This is a genomic window from Enterobacter sp. BIDMC 26 (assembly GCF_000534435.1).
Lineage (GTDB): Bacteria > Pseudomonadota > Gammaproteobacteria > Enterobacterales > Enterobacteriaceae > Enterobacter > Enterobacter ludwigii.
The window spans coordinates 3,493,457-3,509,971 of the sequence record NZ_KI973182.1 but is presented as its reverse complement, the minus strand read 5'-3'; the positions used below and the strand labels follow the sequence as shown (position 1 = coordinate 3,509,971).

Here is a 16,515-nt window from a genome sequence, read left to right as displayed (position 1 = left end):
AGGTCATGCGCCATCGTAAGAGTGGTCGTCAACTGAACCGCAACAGCAGCCATCGCCAGGCTATGTTCCGCAACATGGCAGGTTCACTGGTTCGTCATGAAATCATCAAGACGACCCTGCCTAAAGCGAAAGAGCTGCGTCGCGTAGTTGAGCCGCTGATTACTCTTGCCAAGACTGACAGCGTTGCAAATCGTCGTCTGGCATTCGCCCGTACTCGTGATAACGAGATCGTGGCAAAACTGTTTAACGAACTGGGTCCGCGTTTCGCGAGCCGTGCCGGTGGTTACACTCGTATTCTGAAGTGTGGCTTCCGTGCAGGCGACAACGCTCCGATGGCTTACATCGAGCTGGTTGATCGTTCAGAATCTAAAGCAGAAGCTGCTGCAGAGTAATCTGTAGTAACGTAAAAAAACCCGCTTCGGCGGGTTTTTTTATATCCGCTGAATCCCCACTTCTCTACAATATCTGTATCTTTTCTGTTCATCCTCTGGAGTTATTCATGTGGTTGCTCGACCAGTGGGCAGAACGCCATATCAGCGATGCTCAGCGAAAAGGCGAATTTGATAACCTTGCGGGACGCGGTGAGCCGTTAGTGCTTGATGATGATTCGCATGTTGCCCCTGAATTACGGGCCGGATATCGCTTACTCAAAAATGCCGGTTGTTTACCACCGGAACTGGAGCAGCGTAAAGAGGCCATGCAACTGGCTGACCTGCTGAAAGGGATTCGCAAGGATGATCCCAGCCACCGTGAAATTAGCCGTCGACTGGCTCTCATCGAACTCAAAATGCGTCAGGCCGGAATGAGCACAGACTTTTTGCACGGTGAGTACAGTGACAGGCTAATGCAGAAAATCAATGAGGAATAACCATGTACCGTATCGGTGAACTTGCCAGGCTTGCTAACGTAACGCCGGACACTATCCGCTATTACGAAAAGCAGCAGATGATTGATCACGAGGTTCGTACTGAAGGTGGATTTCGACTCTATACCGATCATGACCTGCAGCGCTTACGGTTTATCCGCTACGCTCGCCAGCTTGGTTTCACGCTGGACTCGATCCGCGAGTTACTTTCGATCCGCATCGATCCTGAACACCATACTTGCCAGGAGTCGAAGAGCATCGTACAGGCAAGGCTTGATGAAGTTGAAGCGCGTATACAGGAACTGCAGACCATGCAGCGTTCTCTGCAACGGTTGAATGACGCCTGCTGCGGTACAGCTCATAGCAGTATTTATTGTTCAATTCTTGAAGCCCTTGAACAGGGGGCCAGTGGAACCCAGGGCTGTTGATTTTTACTTCATGCGGGACTAGACTCCCGTCGACATACACCATGCTCAGGAGAAATTATGAGCCGCTATCAGCATACGAAAGGGAAAATTCAGGACAATGCCATTGAGGCCCTGCTCCACGACCCGCTTTTCAGGCAGCGTATTGAGAAGAATAAAAAAGGAAAAGGGAGTTATTTACGAAAAGGGAAACATGCAAAACGGGGTAACTGGGAGGCCAGTGGCAAGCAAGCGAATCGCTTTTTTACCACTGGCCTTCCTTTTTTCAACGTCTGATTAAGAGCGGTTATTTTGCTCTTTCAACAGATCGCGAATTTCAGTCAATAACACTTCTTCTTTTGTCGGAGCAGGCGGCGCAGTCGGTTCTTCAGCCTTTTTACGGTTAAGCTTATTGATAAGCTTGATAGCCATAAAAATGGCGAACGCCACGATCACGAAATCAAATATGTTCTGAATGAAAACGCCATAATGCATAACAACGGCAGGGACATCCCCCTGTGCATCCCGAAGCGTCACGGCAAACTGTTTAAAATCAATGCCCCCGATTAACAGTCCGAGGGGAGGCATAATAATGTCGGCTACCAGTGATGAAACGATCTTACCGAACGCTGCACCGATAATGACACCCACTGCCAGATCCACCACATTCCCGCGCATCGCAAATTCGCGAAATTCTTTAACTAAACTCATTTTCTTCTCCTTGAGCCAACTGACGATTATAAGTTTAACAAATGATTAGTTAATTTCCATTGGGGATAATTAATCGTTATGAAAAATAAAAGGCATGGGAATAAGAGGGTTAATAATCAGGTGCCCTTTTATAAGCACCTGATTGATTACAGGAAGAATGGACTTGGCTGGAATAAACGTTCGACGTCGGTAATAAATTTTTTATCGGTAAGGAACATAATGACGTGGTCGCCTTGCTCGATACGTAAATTATCATTCGCAATCATCACGTCGTTTCCACGCACCACGGCACCAATAATTGTTCCCGGTGGCAGTTTAATTTCATCGATAGCGCGGCCCACAACGCGTGATGTGGTTTCATCACCATGAGCAACGGCTTCAATGGCTTCAGCCACACCGCGGCGAAGGGAGGATACGCCAACAATATCCGCTTTACGAACATGGCTCAGCAGGGCTGAAATGGTTGCTTGCTGTGGTGATATCGCGATATCAATAACGCTTCCCTGCACGAGGTCAACGTAGGCGCGGCGTTGAATAAGCACCATGACCTTTTTTGCCCCCATACGTTTGGCGAGCATGGCGGACATAATGTTCGCCTCGTCGTCGTTAGTAACGGCAATAAACAGATCAACTTGATCAATATGCTCTTCTGCCAGCAGCTCTTGATCTGAGGCATCACCATAAAACACGATGGTGTTTTGCAGCTTTTCAGCCAGCTCAGCCGCGCGCTGTTGATCGCGCTCGATCAGCTTCACGCTGTAGTCTTTTTCCAGCCGGTGCGCCAGTCCCGCGCCGATATTACCACCGCCAACGAGCATAATGCGTTTATACGGTTTTTCGAGACGCTGCAGTTCGCTCATTACCGCGCGAATATGCTGAGATGCCGCGATGAAGAAGACTTCATCACCTGCCTCGACTATGGTTGAACCCTGTGGGCGAATTGGTCTGTCATGGCGAAAAATGGCTGCAACGCGGGTATCAATATGCGGCATATGCTCACGCATGGTGGAGAGCGCATTACCGATCAATGGGCCGCCGTAATAGGCCTTAACGACCGCCAGGCTCACTTTACCTTCGGCGAAGTTCACCACCTGCAGCGCACCAGGATATTCGATCAGGCGGTAGATATTGTCGATAACCAGCTGTTCTGGAGCGATAAGATGGTCGATAGGGACCGCTTCGGAATTAAACAGCTTCTCTGCATCCCGGACATAGTCCGGGGAGCGGATGCGCGCGATCCGGTTCGGCGTGTTGAACAGCGAATAGGCCACCTGACATGCCACCATGTTGGTTTCGTCAGAACTGGTCACCGCAACCAGCATGTCAGCATCGTCGGCGCCCGCTTCACGCAGGACACGCGGGTGCGAGCCATGACCTTGCACGACGCGAAGGTCAAATTTGTCCTGTAAAACACGCAGCCGATCGCCATTGGTATCGACAATCGTGATGTCATTATTTTCGCCAACAAGGTTTTCAGCCAGCGTCCCACCAACCTGTCCGGCACCCAGAATGATTATCTTCATATCTCGTGACCTGTTCTCAACATCACTCTTTGATTAGCTTAGCGTAAAAGAAGCCATCACCTTCTTCAGCGGCCGGCAGATTCTGCAGGCCTGGGCGTTCAGGCGTGCCCGTGTTGTGTAGCACTGCATCCGGGGTACGTTTAAGGAAGGCTGCAATCTGCTGACTGTTTTCTTCCGGAAGGACCGAACAGGTCGCATAGACCAGCGTGCCTCCTGGCTTCAGGTGTGGCCAAATGGCATCAAGAATGTCGGATTGCAGTTGGGTCAGTTCCTTGATATCGCGATCGCGACGCAACCACTTGATATCCGGGTGGCGACGAATAACGCCGGTTGCCGAGCAGGGAGCATCCAGCAAGATGCGATCGAATTGCGTTTCACCACACCATTCTGCGGGTTTGCGGCCATCGCCTTGCTTAACCTGCGCTTTCATTCCCAGGCGCTTAAGGTTGTCATAGACGCGTGAAAGACGCTGCTCATCGACATCCACGGCCATGACGTTTGCCTGAGGGGCCACTTCCAGAATATGCGTCGTCTTACCGCCTGGCGCGGCACAGAGATCGAGGATGTGCTCGCCGTTTTTAGGTTCCAGCCAGGCCATGCAGCCCTGCGCGGAAGCATCTTGTACGGTCACCCAGCCTTCATCAAAACCAGGTAAAGCATGTACCGGCGCAGGAGAGGCTAAACGCACAGCGTCAGGATATGCTTCATGTGTGAAGCCGCTCATTCCAGCCTCTTCCAGTAAAGCCAGCCAGGCGTCGCGCGTATGGTGATTACGGTTGACGCGTAACCACATCGGCGGACGCTGATTATTCGCGTCGGCAATTGCCTGCCACTGCTCTGGCCAGGCTTTTTTAAGGCGATTCAGGAGCCAGTCAGGATGCAGATAACGTGCTTCACTTTGCCCGAACTCAGCCAGAAGCTCTTCCTGCTGTCGCTGGAACTGGCGCAGAACGCCATTAATCAACCCTTTCAGCATAGGACGTTTAATCACAACGGCACCTTCCACTGTCTCAGCCAGTGCGGCATGAGGCGGGATACGCGTGTGAAGAAGCTGATAGAAGCCAACCATAATCAAATAATGCACGGTGCGCTGCTTGCCGGTCATTGGACGTGACATCAGCTTATTAACCAGCCACTCGAGCTGAGAAAGCGTGCGCAGGACGCCAAAACAGAGCTCCTGAAGCAGGGCTTTGTCTTTGTCGGACACTTTTTGCTGCAAAGCTGGCAGGATATTGCTCAATGACTGGCCCTGCTCGACAACCTGCTCAACGGCCTGAGCCGCCATACTGCGTAAATTTTGTTTTTTCATAACCGTAAAAATAAAAATGCCCGGAAACACCGGGCGCTAAAATTAAATGAGGTCAGGCAAGGCGATTGCCCGGGATAAACCATTCGCGACGAGAATTTAACAAATCCTGTGCGCTCATCGCCTTCTTACCCGCAGGTTGTAGCGATTCCAGATTCAGGATCCCTTGTGCGGTAGCTACCTGAATACCGTTCTTGCTGGCGTCGATAATCGTACCGGGCTCAGCCGTTGTGTGACCGTCAATAAGGGAGGCTTTCCAGACTTTCACCGGCTGCTCGTCGATAACCATCCAGCTCATCGGCCATGGATTAAAGGCGCGAATGCAGCGTTCAAGTTGAGCCGCTGACAGAGACCAGTCAATCCGGGCTTCTTCTTTACTCAGTTTTTCAGCGTAAGTGACCAGCGCTTCATCCTGAACTTCAGGTTTCGCCGTATTATTCGCAATCTGCAGGAGGGTTTCAATCAGCCCTTGCGGGCCAAGCTCTGCCAGCTTGTCATACAGGGTGGCACTGGTATCCTCGGCCGTAATGGGGCAGGCCAGTTTATAAAGCATGTCACCGGTGTCTAAACCTACATCCATCTTCATGATTGTGACGCCCGTTTCAGCATCACCCGCCCATAAAGAGCGCTGAATAGGTGCTGCCCCACGCCAGCGTGGAAGCAAAGAACCATGCACGTTAATGCAACCCAGGCGAGGCATATCAAGCACAGCTTTTGGCAGAATTAAACCGTAAGCCACCACCACCATTACATCGGCATTCAGGTCAGCGACAAGCTGCTGGTTTTCCTGAGGGCGCAAGGATGCTGGCTGGAAAACAGGTAACCCATGCTCTTCTGCCAGCACCTTAACAGGACCTGGCATCAGTTTTTTTCCACGGCCAGCCGGGCGATCCGGTTGGGTAAACACGCCAACAACCTGGTGGCCAGAAGATAACAGCGCGTCAAGATGACGCGCTGCAAAATCAGGGGTTCCCGCGAAGATAATACGTAGTGATTTAGACACGATGATCCTTGTATCCGGTGGGACGTTATGCGCGAGAACGCAAACGATCCAGTTTCTCTACTTTCTGACGAATTCGTTGCTGCTTCAGCGGCGAGAGATAATCGATAAACAGTTTACCGACCAGATGATCCATCTCATGCTGAATACAGATCGCCAGCAGGTCGTCAGCTTCCAGTTCGAACGGATTGCCGTCACGATCCAGGGCGCGAATTTTCACTTTTTCGGCACGCGGCACTAAAGCACGCTGTTCCGGAATAGACAGACAACCTTCCTCAATACCTGTTTCGCCACTCTTCTCGAGCAGCTCAGGATTGATTAACACCAGGCGGCCATCGCGATTTTCAGATACGTCGATCACGATGATACGCTTGTGAATGTCGACCTGAGTGGCCGCAAGACCAATACCTTCTTCGGCGTACATGGTATCGAACATATCATCAACGATACGCTGAATTTCTGCATTCACTTCTTTTACCGGTTCAGCGACGATGCGAAGGCGCTCGTCCGGAATATGTAACACTTGCAAAACTGCCATAAATTTCCAGAGTCGTGTTCAGGAGTTGATAAGAATATTATCTCCTATTCTAGACAAAACCCCCATCGATTGACAGCATCAGTGACCAATCGCAATGATTGCGGAGGCCGCTTATGGCAGGGGAAAGGATGACGTCGACTGAGTTATGGCTACGGTTAATACACACCGGTTCTCTTTATGGCGATGTGATGCTGGAAGCGGCAGCACGATTGCACAACCAGACAACCATTGATGGTCCCGTTGTCAGAGACGCCGGTCTGTCTGTCAAACAGGCTGCACGGTTCTTTGCGTTCAGAGAAAGTGAGCTGGAAAGTAGCCTGCTCTGGCTTGAGCAGCCGGGTAACTATCTGATCACGGCGGATCATCCTCTTTATCCTCCTTTACTCCGGACGATCCCGGATTATCCAGGCGCAGTCTTTGTTAAAGGCAACCCTGATGTACTGAATGCAGTTCAGCTGGCGGTTGTTGGCAGCCGTGCACCGTCATGGTACGGCGAGCGATGGGGAAAAATTCTCTGTGAACAGCTTTCTCAAAGTGGTTTAACGATCACCAGCGGGCTGGCCTGCGGAATTGACGGTGTCGCCCACAACGCTGCGCTATCGGCAAAAGGGCGTAGCGTTGCGGTGCTGGGTAACGGTCTCTTTAGTATTTATCCTCGTCGGCATCAGGCGCTGGCTGCGCGGCTTATCGATTCTGGTGGCGCGATAGTGTCTGAGTTTCCGCTGTCAGCGCAGCCCCGGCCGGGACACTTCCCCCGGCGTAATCGAATTATCAGCGGGCTAAGTCAGGGGGTGTTCGTGGTTGAAGCAGCGGTACGCAGCGGTTCGCTTGTGACCGCACGGTGCGCGCTTGAGCAGGGGCGAGACGTGTTTGCCTTACCCGGCCCAATTGGAAACCCGGGATGCGAAGGGCCGCACTGGTTGATAAAGCAGGGTGCAACACCGGTAACGGAAGTCAGGGACATTCTTGAAAATTTGCAATATGGATTGCAATGGCTGCAGGAAGATCCCGAAAAGCGACATTATTCATCAGATCAGGGAAAGGTGGCATTGCCATTTCCCAAGCTCCTGGCTAACGTAGGAGATGAGGTAACACCTGTTGACGTTGTCGCTGAACGTGCCGGCCAACCTGTGCCAGTTACGGTAGCACAGCTACTCGAACTGGAGTTAGCAGGATGGATCGCAGCTGTACCCGGCGGCTATGTCCGATTAAGGAGGGCAAGCCATGTTCGACGTACTGATGTATTTGTTTGAGACTTACATCCATAACGAAGCAGAAATGCGAGTGGATCAGGACAAATTGACACAGGATCTTACCGATGCGGGGTTTGAGCGGGAAGATATCTATAATGCGTTGATGTGGCTGGAAAAACTGGCTGATTATCAGGAAGGCCTCGCCGAACCGATGCAGTTAGCTTCTGACCCATTGTCTGTGCGCATCTACACAGCTGAAGAGTGTGAAAGGCTGGACGCGAGCTGCCGGGGATTCATTTTATTCCTTGAGCAGATTCAGGTGCTAAACCTCGAAACGAGAGAGATGGTGATAGAGCGCGTTATGGCGCTGGATACGGCAGACTTCGAACTGGAAGACCTCAAGTGGGTCATCCTGATGGTTCTGTTTAATATTCCAGGCTGTGAAAATGCCTATCAGCAAATGGAAGAATTACTCTTTGAAGTGAATGAAGGTATGCTGCATTAATTCAATGTGCAGCACCAAGAGTTGTTATGGCCAAATCAGCACTATTCACGGTGCATAAAAATGAGCCCTGCCCGCAGTGCGGGGCTGAACTTGTTATTCGGTCCGGGAAACACGGCCCGTTTCTCGGTTGTTCCCACTATCCGGAATGTGATTATGTCCGTCCCCTGAAAAGCCAGGCGGATGGACATATCGTCAAAATTCTGGAGGGACAGCTTTGCCCTCTTTGCGGCGGCGAGTTAGCGCTACGTCAGGGTCGTTTCGGCATGTTTATTGGCTGTAGCCACTATCCTGAATGTGAACATACAGAACAAATTGATAAACCTGATGAAACGGCTATTGCCTGTCCTCAATGCCAGCGTGGACAGCTCGTGCAGCGCCGTTCTCGTTTTGGTAAGACCTTTCATTCCTGCGATCGCTATCCTGAATGTCAGTTTGTTATCAATTTCAAACCGGTAGCGGGTGTCTGCTCTCATTGCAATTATCCGCTACTTATAGAGAAAAAAACGGCGCAAGGTTTGAAACGCTTCTGCGCCAGTAAACAATGTGGAAAGCCGGTTCCGGCGGATCAAAATAGTGAAGAATAACCTGCCATCAGGCTCCATTGCTCATGCGGTGGATGTCCTGAAAAATGAAGAAGTCATCGCCTATCCAACTGAAGCTGTTTTTGGGGTCGGTTGCGATCCTGACAGCGAAACGGCCGTTGGCCGACTGCTCACACTTAAACAGAGGCCAGTCGAAAAAGGGCTTATTTTAATCGCTGCTAACTATGAGCAGCTTAAGCCTTATATCGATGATTCCATGCTAACGCCGGAGCAGCGGGAGACTATTTTCTCAGCATGGCCCGGCCCCGTGACCTTTGTTTTCCCGGCGAAGCCGACAACGCCGCGCTGGTTGACTGGGCGCTTTGATTCCCTCGCCGTGCGCGTAACGGACCATCCGCTGGTGGTCGAGCTTTGCCTGGCCTTTGGGAAACCACTGGTCTCAACCAGCGCGAATCTGACCGGGCAGCCACCTTGCCGCACAACCGACGAAGTACGGGCGCAGTTTGGGAATGATTTCCCGGTTGCCGTTGGTGAGACGGGAGGGCGCCTCAATCCGTCTGAAATCCGCGACGCCTTGACCGGCGAACGTTTTCGCCAGGGGTAATCCAATGGAAACCTATGCTGTTTTTGGTAATCCGATAGCGCACAGCAAGTCACCGTTAATCCATCAACTGTTTGCCGAGCAACTGCAAATAAATCATCCCTATGGCCGCGTGCTGGCACCCGTTGATGCATTTATTCCTGCGCTGGAGGGTTTCTTCAACGCGGGTGGCAAAGGTGTGAATGTAACGGTACCGTTTAAAGAGGAAGCCTTCGAACGTGCGGATGAACTCACCGAGCGTGCTTCCCTTGCGGGTGCAGTGAATACCTTAAAACGGCTTGAGGATGGACGCCTGCTGGGAGACAACACTGACGGAATTGGATTACTGAGCGATCTGGAAAGGCTCTCGTTTATTAAGCCTGGTTTCAGGGTTCTGCTGATTGGTGCGGGCGGAGCGTCGCGGGGAGTATTGCTGCCTCTGCTGTCACTGGATTGCGCGGTGACCATTACAAACAGGACCTTCTCGCGGGCAGAAGCGCTGGCTACGTTGTTCGCACATACCGGCAGCGTGAGCGCGGTCGCCCTGGATGAACTTGCCGATCGTGAGTTTGATCTGATCATCAACGCCACCTCCAGCGGTATCGGTGGTGACGTGCCGGCGATCCCTGCTTCGCTGGTAAGTGCCCATATTTACTTCTACGACATGTTCTATCAGAAAGGGAAGACACCTTTTTTGAACTGGTGTGAACAGCACGGCGGAAAACACGTAGCCGATGGGCTGGGAATGCTGGTAGGGCAGGCGGCACACGCGGTGTTGCTCTGGCACGGTGTATTGCCTTCGGTCGAACCGGTCATTGAAAAGCTGAAAAGGGAGCTCAGGGCGTGAATCAGGCAATTCATTTTCCGGACAGGGAAAGCTGGGACGAGAGTAAACAGGCGGTCTGTTTCCCGGTGCTGGTGCATGGAATGCAACTTACCTGCGCCATTCGTGGGGAAACGCTGTTGCGTCGCTTTGGTGGTTCAGACCCGTTAGAGGTGTTTTGTGAAAATCGCTGGGATCTTGAAGAGGAAGCCAGCGATTTAATCCGCGATCAGCAGGAAGACGATCAGGGCTGGGTCTGGGTATCCTGACTCAGATAGTCATTCTTCCATTTAACGTAGTTATTCGCCGAGTATTTTAATCCTTCGATCTCTGCCTCCTTCAGGGGGCGGATCTGTTTTACCGGGCTTCCCAAATAGAGATAGCCGCTCTCCAGTCTTTTGTTCTGGGGAACAAGGCTGCCTGCGCCAATCATCACGTCATCTTCTACAATGACGCCATCCAGCAAAATCGACCCCATGCCAACGAGAACTCGATTACCAATAGTGCAGCCGTGAAGCATCACTTTATGGCCGACGGTGACATCTTCTCCAATGATGAGTGGATTGCCCTGGGGGTTATAGGAGGATTTGTGGGTTACGTGCAGAACGCTACCGTCCTGAATATTGGTGCGTGCACCAATGGCCACATAGTTTACATCCCCCCGAATGGCGACGAGCGGCCAGATACTGACGTCATCGGCCATTCGAACATCGCCGATGACCACGCTGCTGGCATCGATCATCACGCGATCGCCTTTTTGGGGGAGAAGATCTTTATAAGGACGTAACACTGCGGACATATCTACCTCGAACGATGAGCACTATATAGAAGACTTGATCATATTAATGGATCGAGGCAAGGCAAAAAGCGTCAATATTTAAGCATATTGGGTGGGATTTCAGCGAAAAGCGCGGAAAATCGACAGTTGGAAAAAAAGATCCAAAAAGTACTTGTGCTAAAAATTGGGATCCCTATAATGCGCCTCCATCGACACGGCGGATGTGAATCACTTCACAGTTAACCCGGTTGGTTGAAGAGAAAAAATCCTGAACTTCAGGGTTGACTCTGAAAGAGGAAAGCGTAATATACGCCACCTCGCGACGGTGAGCTGTAAGCCGCGTCGCAACTGCTCTTTAACAATTTATCAGACAATCTGTGTGGGCACTCAAAGTGACATGGATTCTTAATGTCTTCGGACAAAAAATGAATACCAAGTCTCTGAGTGAACATACGTAATTCATTACGAAGTTTAATTCACGAGCATCAAACTTAAATTGAAGAGTTTGATCATGGCTCAGATTGAACGCTGGCGGCAGGCCTAACACATGCAAGTCGAACGGTAGCACAGAGAGCTTGCTCTCGGGTGACGAGTGGCGGACGGGTGAGTAATGTCTGGGAAACTGCCTGATGGAGGGGGATAACTACTGGAAACGGTAGCTAATACCGCATAACGTCGCAAGACCAAAGAGGGGGACCTTCGGGCCTCTTGCCATCAGATGTGCCCAGATGGGATTAGCTAGTAGGTGGGGTAACGGCTCACCTAGGCGACGATCCCTAGCTGGTCTGAGAGGATGACCAGCCACACTGGAACTGAGACACGGTCCAGACTCCTACGGGAGGCAGCAGTGGGGAATATTGCACAATGGGCGCAAGCCTGATGCAGCCATGCCGCGTGTATGAAGAAGGCCTTCGGGTTGTAAAGTACTTTCAGCGGGGAGGAAGGTGTTGTGGTTAATAACCACAGCAATTGACGTTACCCGCAGAAGAAGCACCGGCTAACTCCGTGCCAGCAGCCGCGGTAATACGGAGGGTGCAAGCGTTAATCGGAATTACTGGGCGTAAAGCGCACGCAGGCGGTCTGTCAAGTCGGATGTGAAATCCCCGGGCTCAACCTGGGAACTGCATTCGAAACTGGCAGGCTAGAGTCTTGTAGAGGGGGGTAGAATTCCAGGTGTAGCGGTGAAATGCGTAGAGATCTGGAGGAATACCGGTGGCGAAGGCGGCCCCCTGGACAAAGACTGACGCTCAGGTGCGAAAGCGTGGGGAGCAAACAGGATTAGATACCCTGGTAGTCCACGCCGTAAACGATGTCGACTTGGAGGTTGTGCCCTTGAGGCGTGGCTTCCGGAGCTAACGCGTTAAGTCGACCGCCTGGGGAGTACGGCCGCAAGGTTAAAACTCAAATGAATTGACGGGGGCCCGCACAAGCGGTGGAGCATGTGGTTTAATTCGATGCAACGCGAAGAACCTTACCTACTCTTGACATCCAGAGAACTTAGCAGAGATGCTTTGGTGCCTTCGGGAACTCTGAGACAGGTGCTGCATGGCTGTCGTCAGCTCGTGTTGTGAAATGTTGGGTTAAGTCCCGCAACGAGCGCAACCCTTATCCTTTGTTGCCAGCGGTCCGGCCGGGAACTCAAAGGAGACTGCCAGTGATAAACTGGAGGAAGGTGGGGATGACGTCAAGTCATCATGGCCCTTACGAGTAGGGCTACACACGTGCTACAATGGCGCATACAAAGAGAAGCGAACTCGCGAGAGCAAGCGGACCTCATAAAGTGCGTCGTAGTCCGGATTGGAGTCTGCAACTCGACTCCATGAAGTCGGAATCGCTAGTAATCGTAGATCAGAATGCTACGGTGAATACGTTCCCGGGCCTTGTACACACCGCCCGTCACACCATGGGAGTGGGTTGCAAAAGAAGTAGGTAGCTTAACCTTCGGGAGGGCGCTTACCACTTTGTGATTCATGACTGGGGTGAAGTCGTAACAAGGTAACCGTAGGGGAACCTGCGGTTGGATCACCTCCTTACCTTAAAGAACCTGCCTTTGTAGTGCTCACACAGATTGTCTGATGAAAAGTAAATAGCAAGGCGTCTTGCGATTGAGACTTCAGTGTCCCCTTCGTCTAGAGGCCCAGGACACCGCCCTTTCACGGCGGTAACAGGGGTTCGAATCCCCTAGGGGACGCCACTTGCTGGTTCGTGAGTGAAAGTCACCTGCCGACATATCTCAAAACTCATCTTCGGGTGACGTTTGAGATATTTGCTCTTTAAAAATCTGGATCAAGCTGAAAATTGAAACGACACACATGTTATGTGTGTTCGAGTCTCTCAAATTTTCGCAAGTCGATGATGAATCGAAAGAAACATCTTCGGGTTGTGAGGTTAAGCGACTAAGCGTACACGGTGGATGCCCTGGCAGTCAGAGGCGATGAAGGACGTGCTAATCTGCGAAAAGCGCCGGCGAGGTGATATGAACCTTTGACCCGGCGATGTCCGAATGGGGAAACCCAGTGTGATCCGTCACACTATCGTTAACTGAATACATAGGTTAACGAGGCGAACCGGGGGAACTGAAACATCTAAGTACCCCGAGGAAAAGAAATCAACCGAGATTCCCCCAGTAGCGGCGAGCGAACGGGGAGCAGCCCAGAGTCTGAATCAGCTTGTGTGTTAGTGGAAGCGTCTGGAAAGTCGCACGGTACAGGGTGACAGTCCCGTACACGAAAGCACACAGGCTGTGAACTCGAAGAGTAGGGCGGGACACGTGGTATCCTGTCTGAATATGGGGGGACCATCCTCCAAGGCTAAATACTCCTGACTGACCGATAGTGAACCAGTACCGTGAGGGAAAGGCGAAAAGAACCCCGGCGAGGGGAGTGAAAAAGAACCTGAAACCGTGTACGTACAAGCAGTGGGAGCCTCTTTTATGGGGTGACTGCGTACCTTTTGTATAATGGGTCAGCGACTTATATTCTGTAGCAAGGTTAACCGTATAGGGGAGCCGCAGGGAAACCGAGTCTTAACTGGGCGTTAAGTTGCAGGGTATAGACCCGAAACCCGGTGATCTAGCCATGGGCAGGTTGAAGGTTGGGTAACACTAACTGGAGGACCGAACCGACTAATGTTGAAAAATTAGCGGATGACTTGTGGCTGGGGGTGAAAGGCCAATCAAACCGGGAGATAGCTGGTTCTCCCCGAAAGCTATTTAGGTAGCGCCTCGTGAATTCATCTTCGGGGGTAGAGCACTGTTTCGGCTAGGGGGCCATCCCGGCTTACCAACCCGATGCAAACTACGAATACCGAAGAATGTTATCACGGGAGACACACGGCGGGTGCTAACGTCCGTCGTGAAGAGGGAAACAACCCAGACCGCCAGCTAAGGTCCCAAAGTCATGGTTAAGTGGGAAACGATGTGGGAAGGCACAGACAGCCAGGATGTTGGCTTAGAAGCAGCCATCATTTAAAGAAAGCGTAATAGCTCACTGGTCGAGTCGGCCTGCGCGGAAGATGTAACGGGGCTAAACCATGCACCGAAGCTGCGGCAGCGACGCTTATGCGTTGTTGGGTAGGGGAGCGTTCTGTAAGCCGTTGAAGGTGTCCTGTGAGGGGTGCTGGAGGTATCAGAAGTGCGAATGCTGACATAAGTAACGATAAAGCGGGTGAAAAGCCCGCTCGCCGGAAGACCAAGGGTTCCTGTCCAACGTTAATCGGGGCAGGGTGAGTCGACCCCTAAGGCGAGGCCGAAAGGCGTAGTCGATGGGAAACAGGTTAATATTCCTGTACTTGGTGTTACTGCGAAGGGGGGACGGAGAAGGCTATGTTAGCCGGGCGACGGTTGTCCCGGTTTAAGCATGTAGGCGGAGGTTTTAGGTAAATCCGGTTGTTTGTTAACGCTGAGGTGTGATGACGAGGCACTACGGTGCTGAAGTAACAAATGCCCTGCTTCCAGGAAAAGCCTCTAAGCATCAGGTAACATCAAATCGTACCCCAAACCGACACAGGTGGTCAGGTAGAGAATACCAAGGCGCTTGAGAGAACTCGGGTGAAGGAACTAGGCAAAATGGTGCCGTAACTTCGGGAGAAGGCACGCTGATATGTAGGTGAAGTCCCTGCGGATGGAGCTGAAATCAGTCGAAGATACCAGCTGGCTGCAACTGTTTATTAAAAACACAGCACTGTGCAAACACGAAAGTGGACGTATACGGTGTGACGCCTGCCCGGTGCCGGAAGGTTAATTGATGGGGTTAGCGGTAACGCGAAGCTCTTGATCGAAGCCCCGGTAAACGGCGGCCGTAACTATAACGGTCCTAAGGTAGCGAAATTCCTTGTCGGGTAAGTTCCGACCTGCACGAATGGCGTAATGATGGCCAGGCTGTCTCCACCCGAGACTCAGTGAAATTGAACTCGCTGTGAAGATGCAGTGTACCCGCGGCAAGACGGAAAGACCCCGTGAACCTTTACTATAGCTTGACACTGAACACTGGTCCTTGATGTGTAGGATAGGTGGGAGGCTTTGAAGCGTGGACGCCAGTCTGCGTGGAGCCAACCTTGAAATACCACCCTTTAATGGCTGGTGTTCTAACGTAGACCCGTAATCCGGGTTGCGGACAGTGTCTGGTGGGTAGTTTGACTGGGGCGGTCTCCTCCCAAAGAGTAACGGAGGAGCACGAAGGTTAGCTAATCCTGGTCGGACATCAGGAGGTTAGTGCAATGGCATAAGCTAGCTTGACTGCGAGAGTGACGGCTCGAGCAGGTGCGAAAGCAGGTCATAGTGATCCGGTGGTTCTGAATGGAAGGGCCATCGCTCAACGGATAAAAGGTACTCCGGGGATAACAGGCTGATACCGCCCAAGAGTTCATATCGACGGCGGTGTTTGGCACCTCGATGTCGGCTCATCACATCCTGGGGCTGAAGTAGGTCCCAAGGGTATGGCTGTTCGCCATTTAAAGTGGTACGCGAGCTGGGTTTAGAACGTCGTGAGACAGTTCGGTCCCTATCTGCCGTGGGCGCTGGAGAATTGAGGGGGGCTGCTCCTAGTACGAGAGGACCGGAGTGGACGCATCACTGGTGTTCGGGTTGTCATGCCAATGGCACTGCCCGGTAGCTAAATGCGGAAGAGATAAGTGCTGAAAGCATCTAAGCACGAAACTTGCCCCGAGATGAGTTCTCCCTGAGACTTTAAGTCTCCTGAAGGAACGTTGAAGACTACGACGTTGATAGGTCGGGTGTGTAAGCGCAGCGATGCGTTGAGCTAACCGATACTAATGAACCGTGAGGCTTAACCTTACAACGCCGAAGGTGTTTTGGCGTGAGAGAGACGATTTTCAGCTGATACAGATTAACAGAATTTGCCTGGCGGCTTTAGCGCGGTGGTCCCACCTGACCCCATGCCGAACTCAGAAGTGAAACGCCGTAGCGCCGATGGTAGTGTGGGGTCTCCCCATGTGAGAGTAGGGAACTGCCAGACATCAAACAAGTGAAGAGGCCATCCGAAAGGATGGCCTTTTTGCGTTATGTTTCCCGGAAAAAGTCAGACCCGGTAAGCGAAGCGCCACCGGGCTAAGACACGCTTAATGGATCACTTGTGACAGGAAAGCCCGTGTACGTTCAGATTTAGGATGTGCGAAGAACTCATCCGGCGGTGCCTGCTCAACGATTTCCCCACGATCCATAAAGATCACCCGATCGGCCACGGTTCTGGCAAACCCCATTTCATGCGTCACACACAGCATGGTCATCC

Annotated in this window: 16 protein-coding genes, 1 tRNA gene, 3 rRNA genes and 1 pseudogene; 14 read left to right on the top strand and 7 right to left on the bottom strand. The window is 51.9% G+C overall.

Annotated elements, in window-relative coordinates:
• Positions 1-5: 5 nt before the first annotated feature.
• The 4 genes from rplQ to L462_RS06885 all read left to right on the top strand — a co-directional run bounded on the left by rplQ (position 6) and on the right by L462_RS06885 (position 1,566).
• Positions 6-392, top strand: a complete 387-nt coding sequence (gene rplQ / locus L462_RS06870) for a 50S ribosomal protein L17 (RefSeq protein ID WP_001216372.1) — start codon at positions 6-8, stop codon at positions 390-392.
• A gap of 107 nt (positions 393-499) precedes the next feature.
• Positions 500-868, top strand: coding sequence for a DnaJ family domain-containing protein (locus L462_RS06875; protein ID WP_014171895.1), 369 nt, complete (start codon positions 500-502; stop codon positions 866-868).
• A gap of 2 nt (positions 869-870) precedes the next feature.
• Positions 871-1,293: a Zn(2+)-responsive transcriptional regulator gene (gene zntR / locus L462_RS06880; protein WP_014171894.1), complete on the top strand. Its 423-nt coding sequence runs from the start codon at positions 871-873 to the stop codon at positions 1,291-1,293.
• A gap of 57 nt (positions 1,294-1,350) precedes the next feature.
• Positions 1,351-1,566, top strand: a complete 216-nt coding sequence (locus tag L462_RS06885) for an alternative ribosome-rescue factor A (protein ID WP_032679088.1) — start codon at positions 1,351-1,353, stop codon at positions 1,564-1,566.
• On the opposite strand, the gene mscL is transcribed toward L462_RS06885, so the two are convergent.
• From mscL to def, 5 genes are all read right to left on the bottom strand, one after another.
• Complete coding sequence (mscL, locus tag L462_RS06890; RefSeq protein ID WP_032679087.1) at positions 1,567-1,980, bottom strand: large-conductance mechanosensitive channel protein MscL; 414 nt, start codon at positions 1,978-1,980, stop codon at positions 1,567-1,569.
• Positions 1,981-2,126: 146 nt separating this feature from the next.
• Entirely contained in the window at positions 2,127-3,503 is a 1,377-nt protein-coding gene (trkA, locus tag L462_RS06895; protein WP_014171891.1) for a Trk system potassium transporter TrkA, read from the bottom strand.
• Positions 3,504-3,525: 22 nt separating this feature from the next.
• Entirely contained in the window at positions 3,526-4,812 is a 1,287-nt protein-coding gene (rsmB, locus tag L462_RS06900; protein WP_032679086.1) for a 16S rRNA (cytosine(967)-C(5))-methyltransferase RsmB, read from the bottom strand.
• A 52-nt stretch (positions 4,813-4,864) separates the two neighbouring features.
• The gene (fmt, locus tag L462_RS06905; protein ID WP_032679085.1) at positions 4,865-5,812 is read right to left on the bottom strand and encodes a methionyl-tRNA formyltransferase; all 948 of its coding nucleotides are present in this window, start codon (positions 5,810-5,812) and stop codon (positions 4,865-4,867) included.
• Positions 5,813-5,837: 25 nt separating this feature from the next.
• Positions 5,838-6,347 carry a peptide deformylase gene (gene def / locus L462_RS06910; protein WP_008503479.1) on the bottom strand — a complete coding sequence of 170 codons (510 nt, stop codon included), beginning with the start codon at positions 6,345-6,347 and terminating at the stop codon, positions 5,838-5,840.
• Between the two features lie 128 nt (positions 6,348-6,475).
• Between def and dprA the strand changes: the two genes are divergently transcribed.
• Genes dprA through L462_RS06940 form a run of 6 tightly spaced genes read left to right on the top strand, consistent with a single transcriptional unit; the run spans position 6,476 to position 10,259 of the window.
• The gene (gene dprA, locus L462_RS06915) at positions 6,476-7,600 is read left to right on the top strand and encodes a DNA-protecting protein DprA (protein ID WP_032679084.1); all 1,125 of its coding nucleotides are present in this window, start codon (positions 6,476-6,478) and stop codon (positions 7,598-7,600) included.
• A complete protein-coding gene (gene smg / locus L462_RS06920; RefSeq protein WP_014171887.1) occupies positions 7,572-8,045 on the top strand; it encodes a DUF494 family protein Smg in 474 nt (157 codons plus the stop codon). The genes dprA and smg overlap by 29 nt, the downstream gene beginning before the upstream one ends.
• Positions 8,046-8,071: 26 nt before the next feature.
• Positions 8,072-8,629 (top strand): DNA topoisomerase family protein, encoded by a 558-nt coding sequence (locus L462_RS06925; protein WP_014171886.1) that lies wholly within the window; start codon positions 8,072-8,074, stop codon positions 8,627-8,629.
• Entirely contained in the window at positions 8,619-9,191 is a 573-nt protein-coding gene (gene tsaC, locus L462_RS06930; protein WP_020882978.1) for an L-threonylcarbamoyladenylate synthase type 1 TsaC, read from the top strand. Before L462_RS06925 ends, tsaC begins: the two co-directional genes overlap by 11 nt.
• 4 nt (positions 9,192-9,195) lie before the next feature.
• Entirely contained in the window at positions 9,196-10,014 is an 819-nt protein-coding gene (gene aroE, locus L462_RS06935; protein ID WP_032679083.1) for a shikimate dehydrogenase, read from the top strand.
• The gene (locus L462_RS06940; protein ID WP_014171883.1) at positions 10,011-10,259 is read left to right on the top strand and encodes a DUF1488 family protein; all 249 of its coding nucleotides are present in this window, start codon (positions 10,011-10,013) and stop codon (positions 10,257-10,259) included. The genes aroE and L462_RS06940 overlap by 4 nt, the downstream gene beginning before the upstream one ends.
• Here L462_RS06940 and L462_RS06945 read toward each other — a convergent pair.
• Positions 10,235-10,789 carry a gamma carbonic anhydrase family protein gene (locus L462_RS06945; RefSeq protein WP_032679081.1) on the bottom strand — a complete coding sequence of 185 codons (555 nt, stop codon included), beginning with the start codon at positions 10,787-10,789 and terminating at the stop codon, positions 10,235-10,237. The genes L462_RS06940 and L462_RS06945 overlap by 25 nt on opposite strands.
• Before the next feature lie 472 nt (positions 10,790-11,261).
• Between L462_RS06945 and L462_RS06950 the strand changes: the two genes are divergently transcribed.
• From L462_RS06950 to rrf, 4 genes are all read left to right on the top strand, one after another.
• Positions 11,262-12,801 (top strand): 16S ribosomal RNA (locus L462_RS06950).
• Between the two features lie 85 nt (positions 12,802-12,886).
• Positions 12,887-12,962, top strand: a tRNA-Glu gene (locus L462_RS06955).
• A gap of 192 nt (positions 12,963-13,154) precedes the next feature.
• Positions 13,155-16,061, top strand: a 23S ribosomal RNA gene (locus L462_RS06960).
• A gap of 65 nt (positions 16,062-16,126) precedes the next feature.
• A 5S ribosomal RNA gene (rrf, locus tag L462_RS06965) occupies positions 16,127-16,242 on the top strand.
• Together the 16S, 23S and 5S rRNA genes with 1 tRNA gene alongside form the textbook arrangement of a ribosomal RNA operon.
• Positions 16,243-16,345: 103 nt before the next feature.
• On the opposite strand, the pseudogene L462_RS24560 reads toward rrf, so the two are convergent.
• A pseudogene (locus L462_RS24560) lies at positions 16,346-16,515 on the bottom strand (amino acid ABC transporter ATP-binding protein); the annotation flags it as partial.

Coding starts and splice junctions, on each gene's coding strand:
- dprA (WP_032679084.1), top strand. CDS start 6,476: ATGACGTCGACTGAGTTATGGCTACGGTTAATACACACCGGTTCTCTT.
- aroE (WP_032679083.1), top strand. CDS start 9,196: ATGGAAACCTATGCTGTTTTTGGTAATCCGATAGCGCACAGCAAGTCA.
- smg (WP_014171887.1), top strand. CDS start 7,572: ATGTTCGACGTACTGATGTATTTGTTTGAGACTTACATCCATAACGAA.
- def (WP_008503479.1), bottom strand. CDS start 6,347: ATGGCAGTTTTGCAAGTGTTACATATTCCGGACGAGCGCCTTCGCATC.
- rplQ (WP_001216372.1), top strand. CDS start 6: ATGCGCCATCGTAAGAGTGGTCGTCAACTGAACCGCAACAGCAGCCAT.
- L462_RS06885 (WP_032679088.1), top strand. CDS start 1,351: ATGAGCCGCTATCAGCATACGAAAGGGAAAATTCAGGACAATGCCATT.
- rsmB (WP_032679086.1), bottom strand. CDS start 4,812: ATGAAAAAACAAAATTTACGCAGTATGGCGGCTCAGGCCGTTGAGCAG.
- L462_RS06925 (WP_014171886.1), top strand. CDS start 8,072: ATGGCCAAATCAGCACTATTCACGGTGCATAAAAATGAGCCCTGCCCG.
- L462_RS06945 (WP_032679081.1), bottom strand. CDS start 10,789: ATGTCCGCAGTGTTACGTCCTTATAAAGATCTTCTCCCCCAAAAAGGC.
- mscL (WP_032679087.1), bottom strand. CDS start 1,980: ATGAGTTTAGTTAAAGAATTTCGCGAATTTGCGATGCGCGGGAATGTG.
- L462_RS06875 (WP_014171895.1), top strand. CDS start 500: ATGTGGTTGCTCGACCAGTGGGCAGAACGCCATATCAGCGATGCTCAG.
- trkA (WP_014171891.1), bottom strand. CDS start 3,503: ATGAAGATAATCATTCTGGGTGCCGGACAGGTTGGTGGGACGCTGGCT.
- zntR (WP_014171894.1), top strand. CDS start 871: ATGTACCGTATCGGTGAACTTGCCAGGCTTGCTAACGTAACGCCGGAC.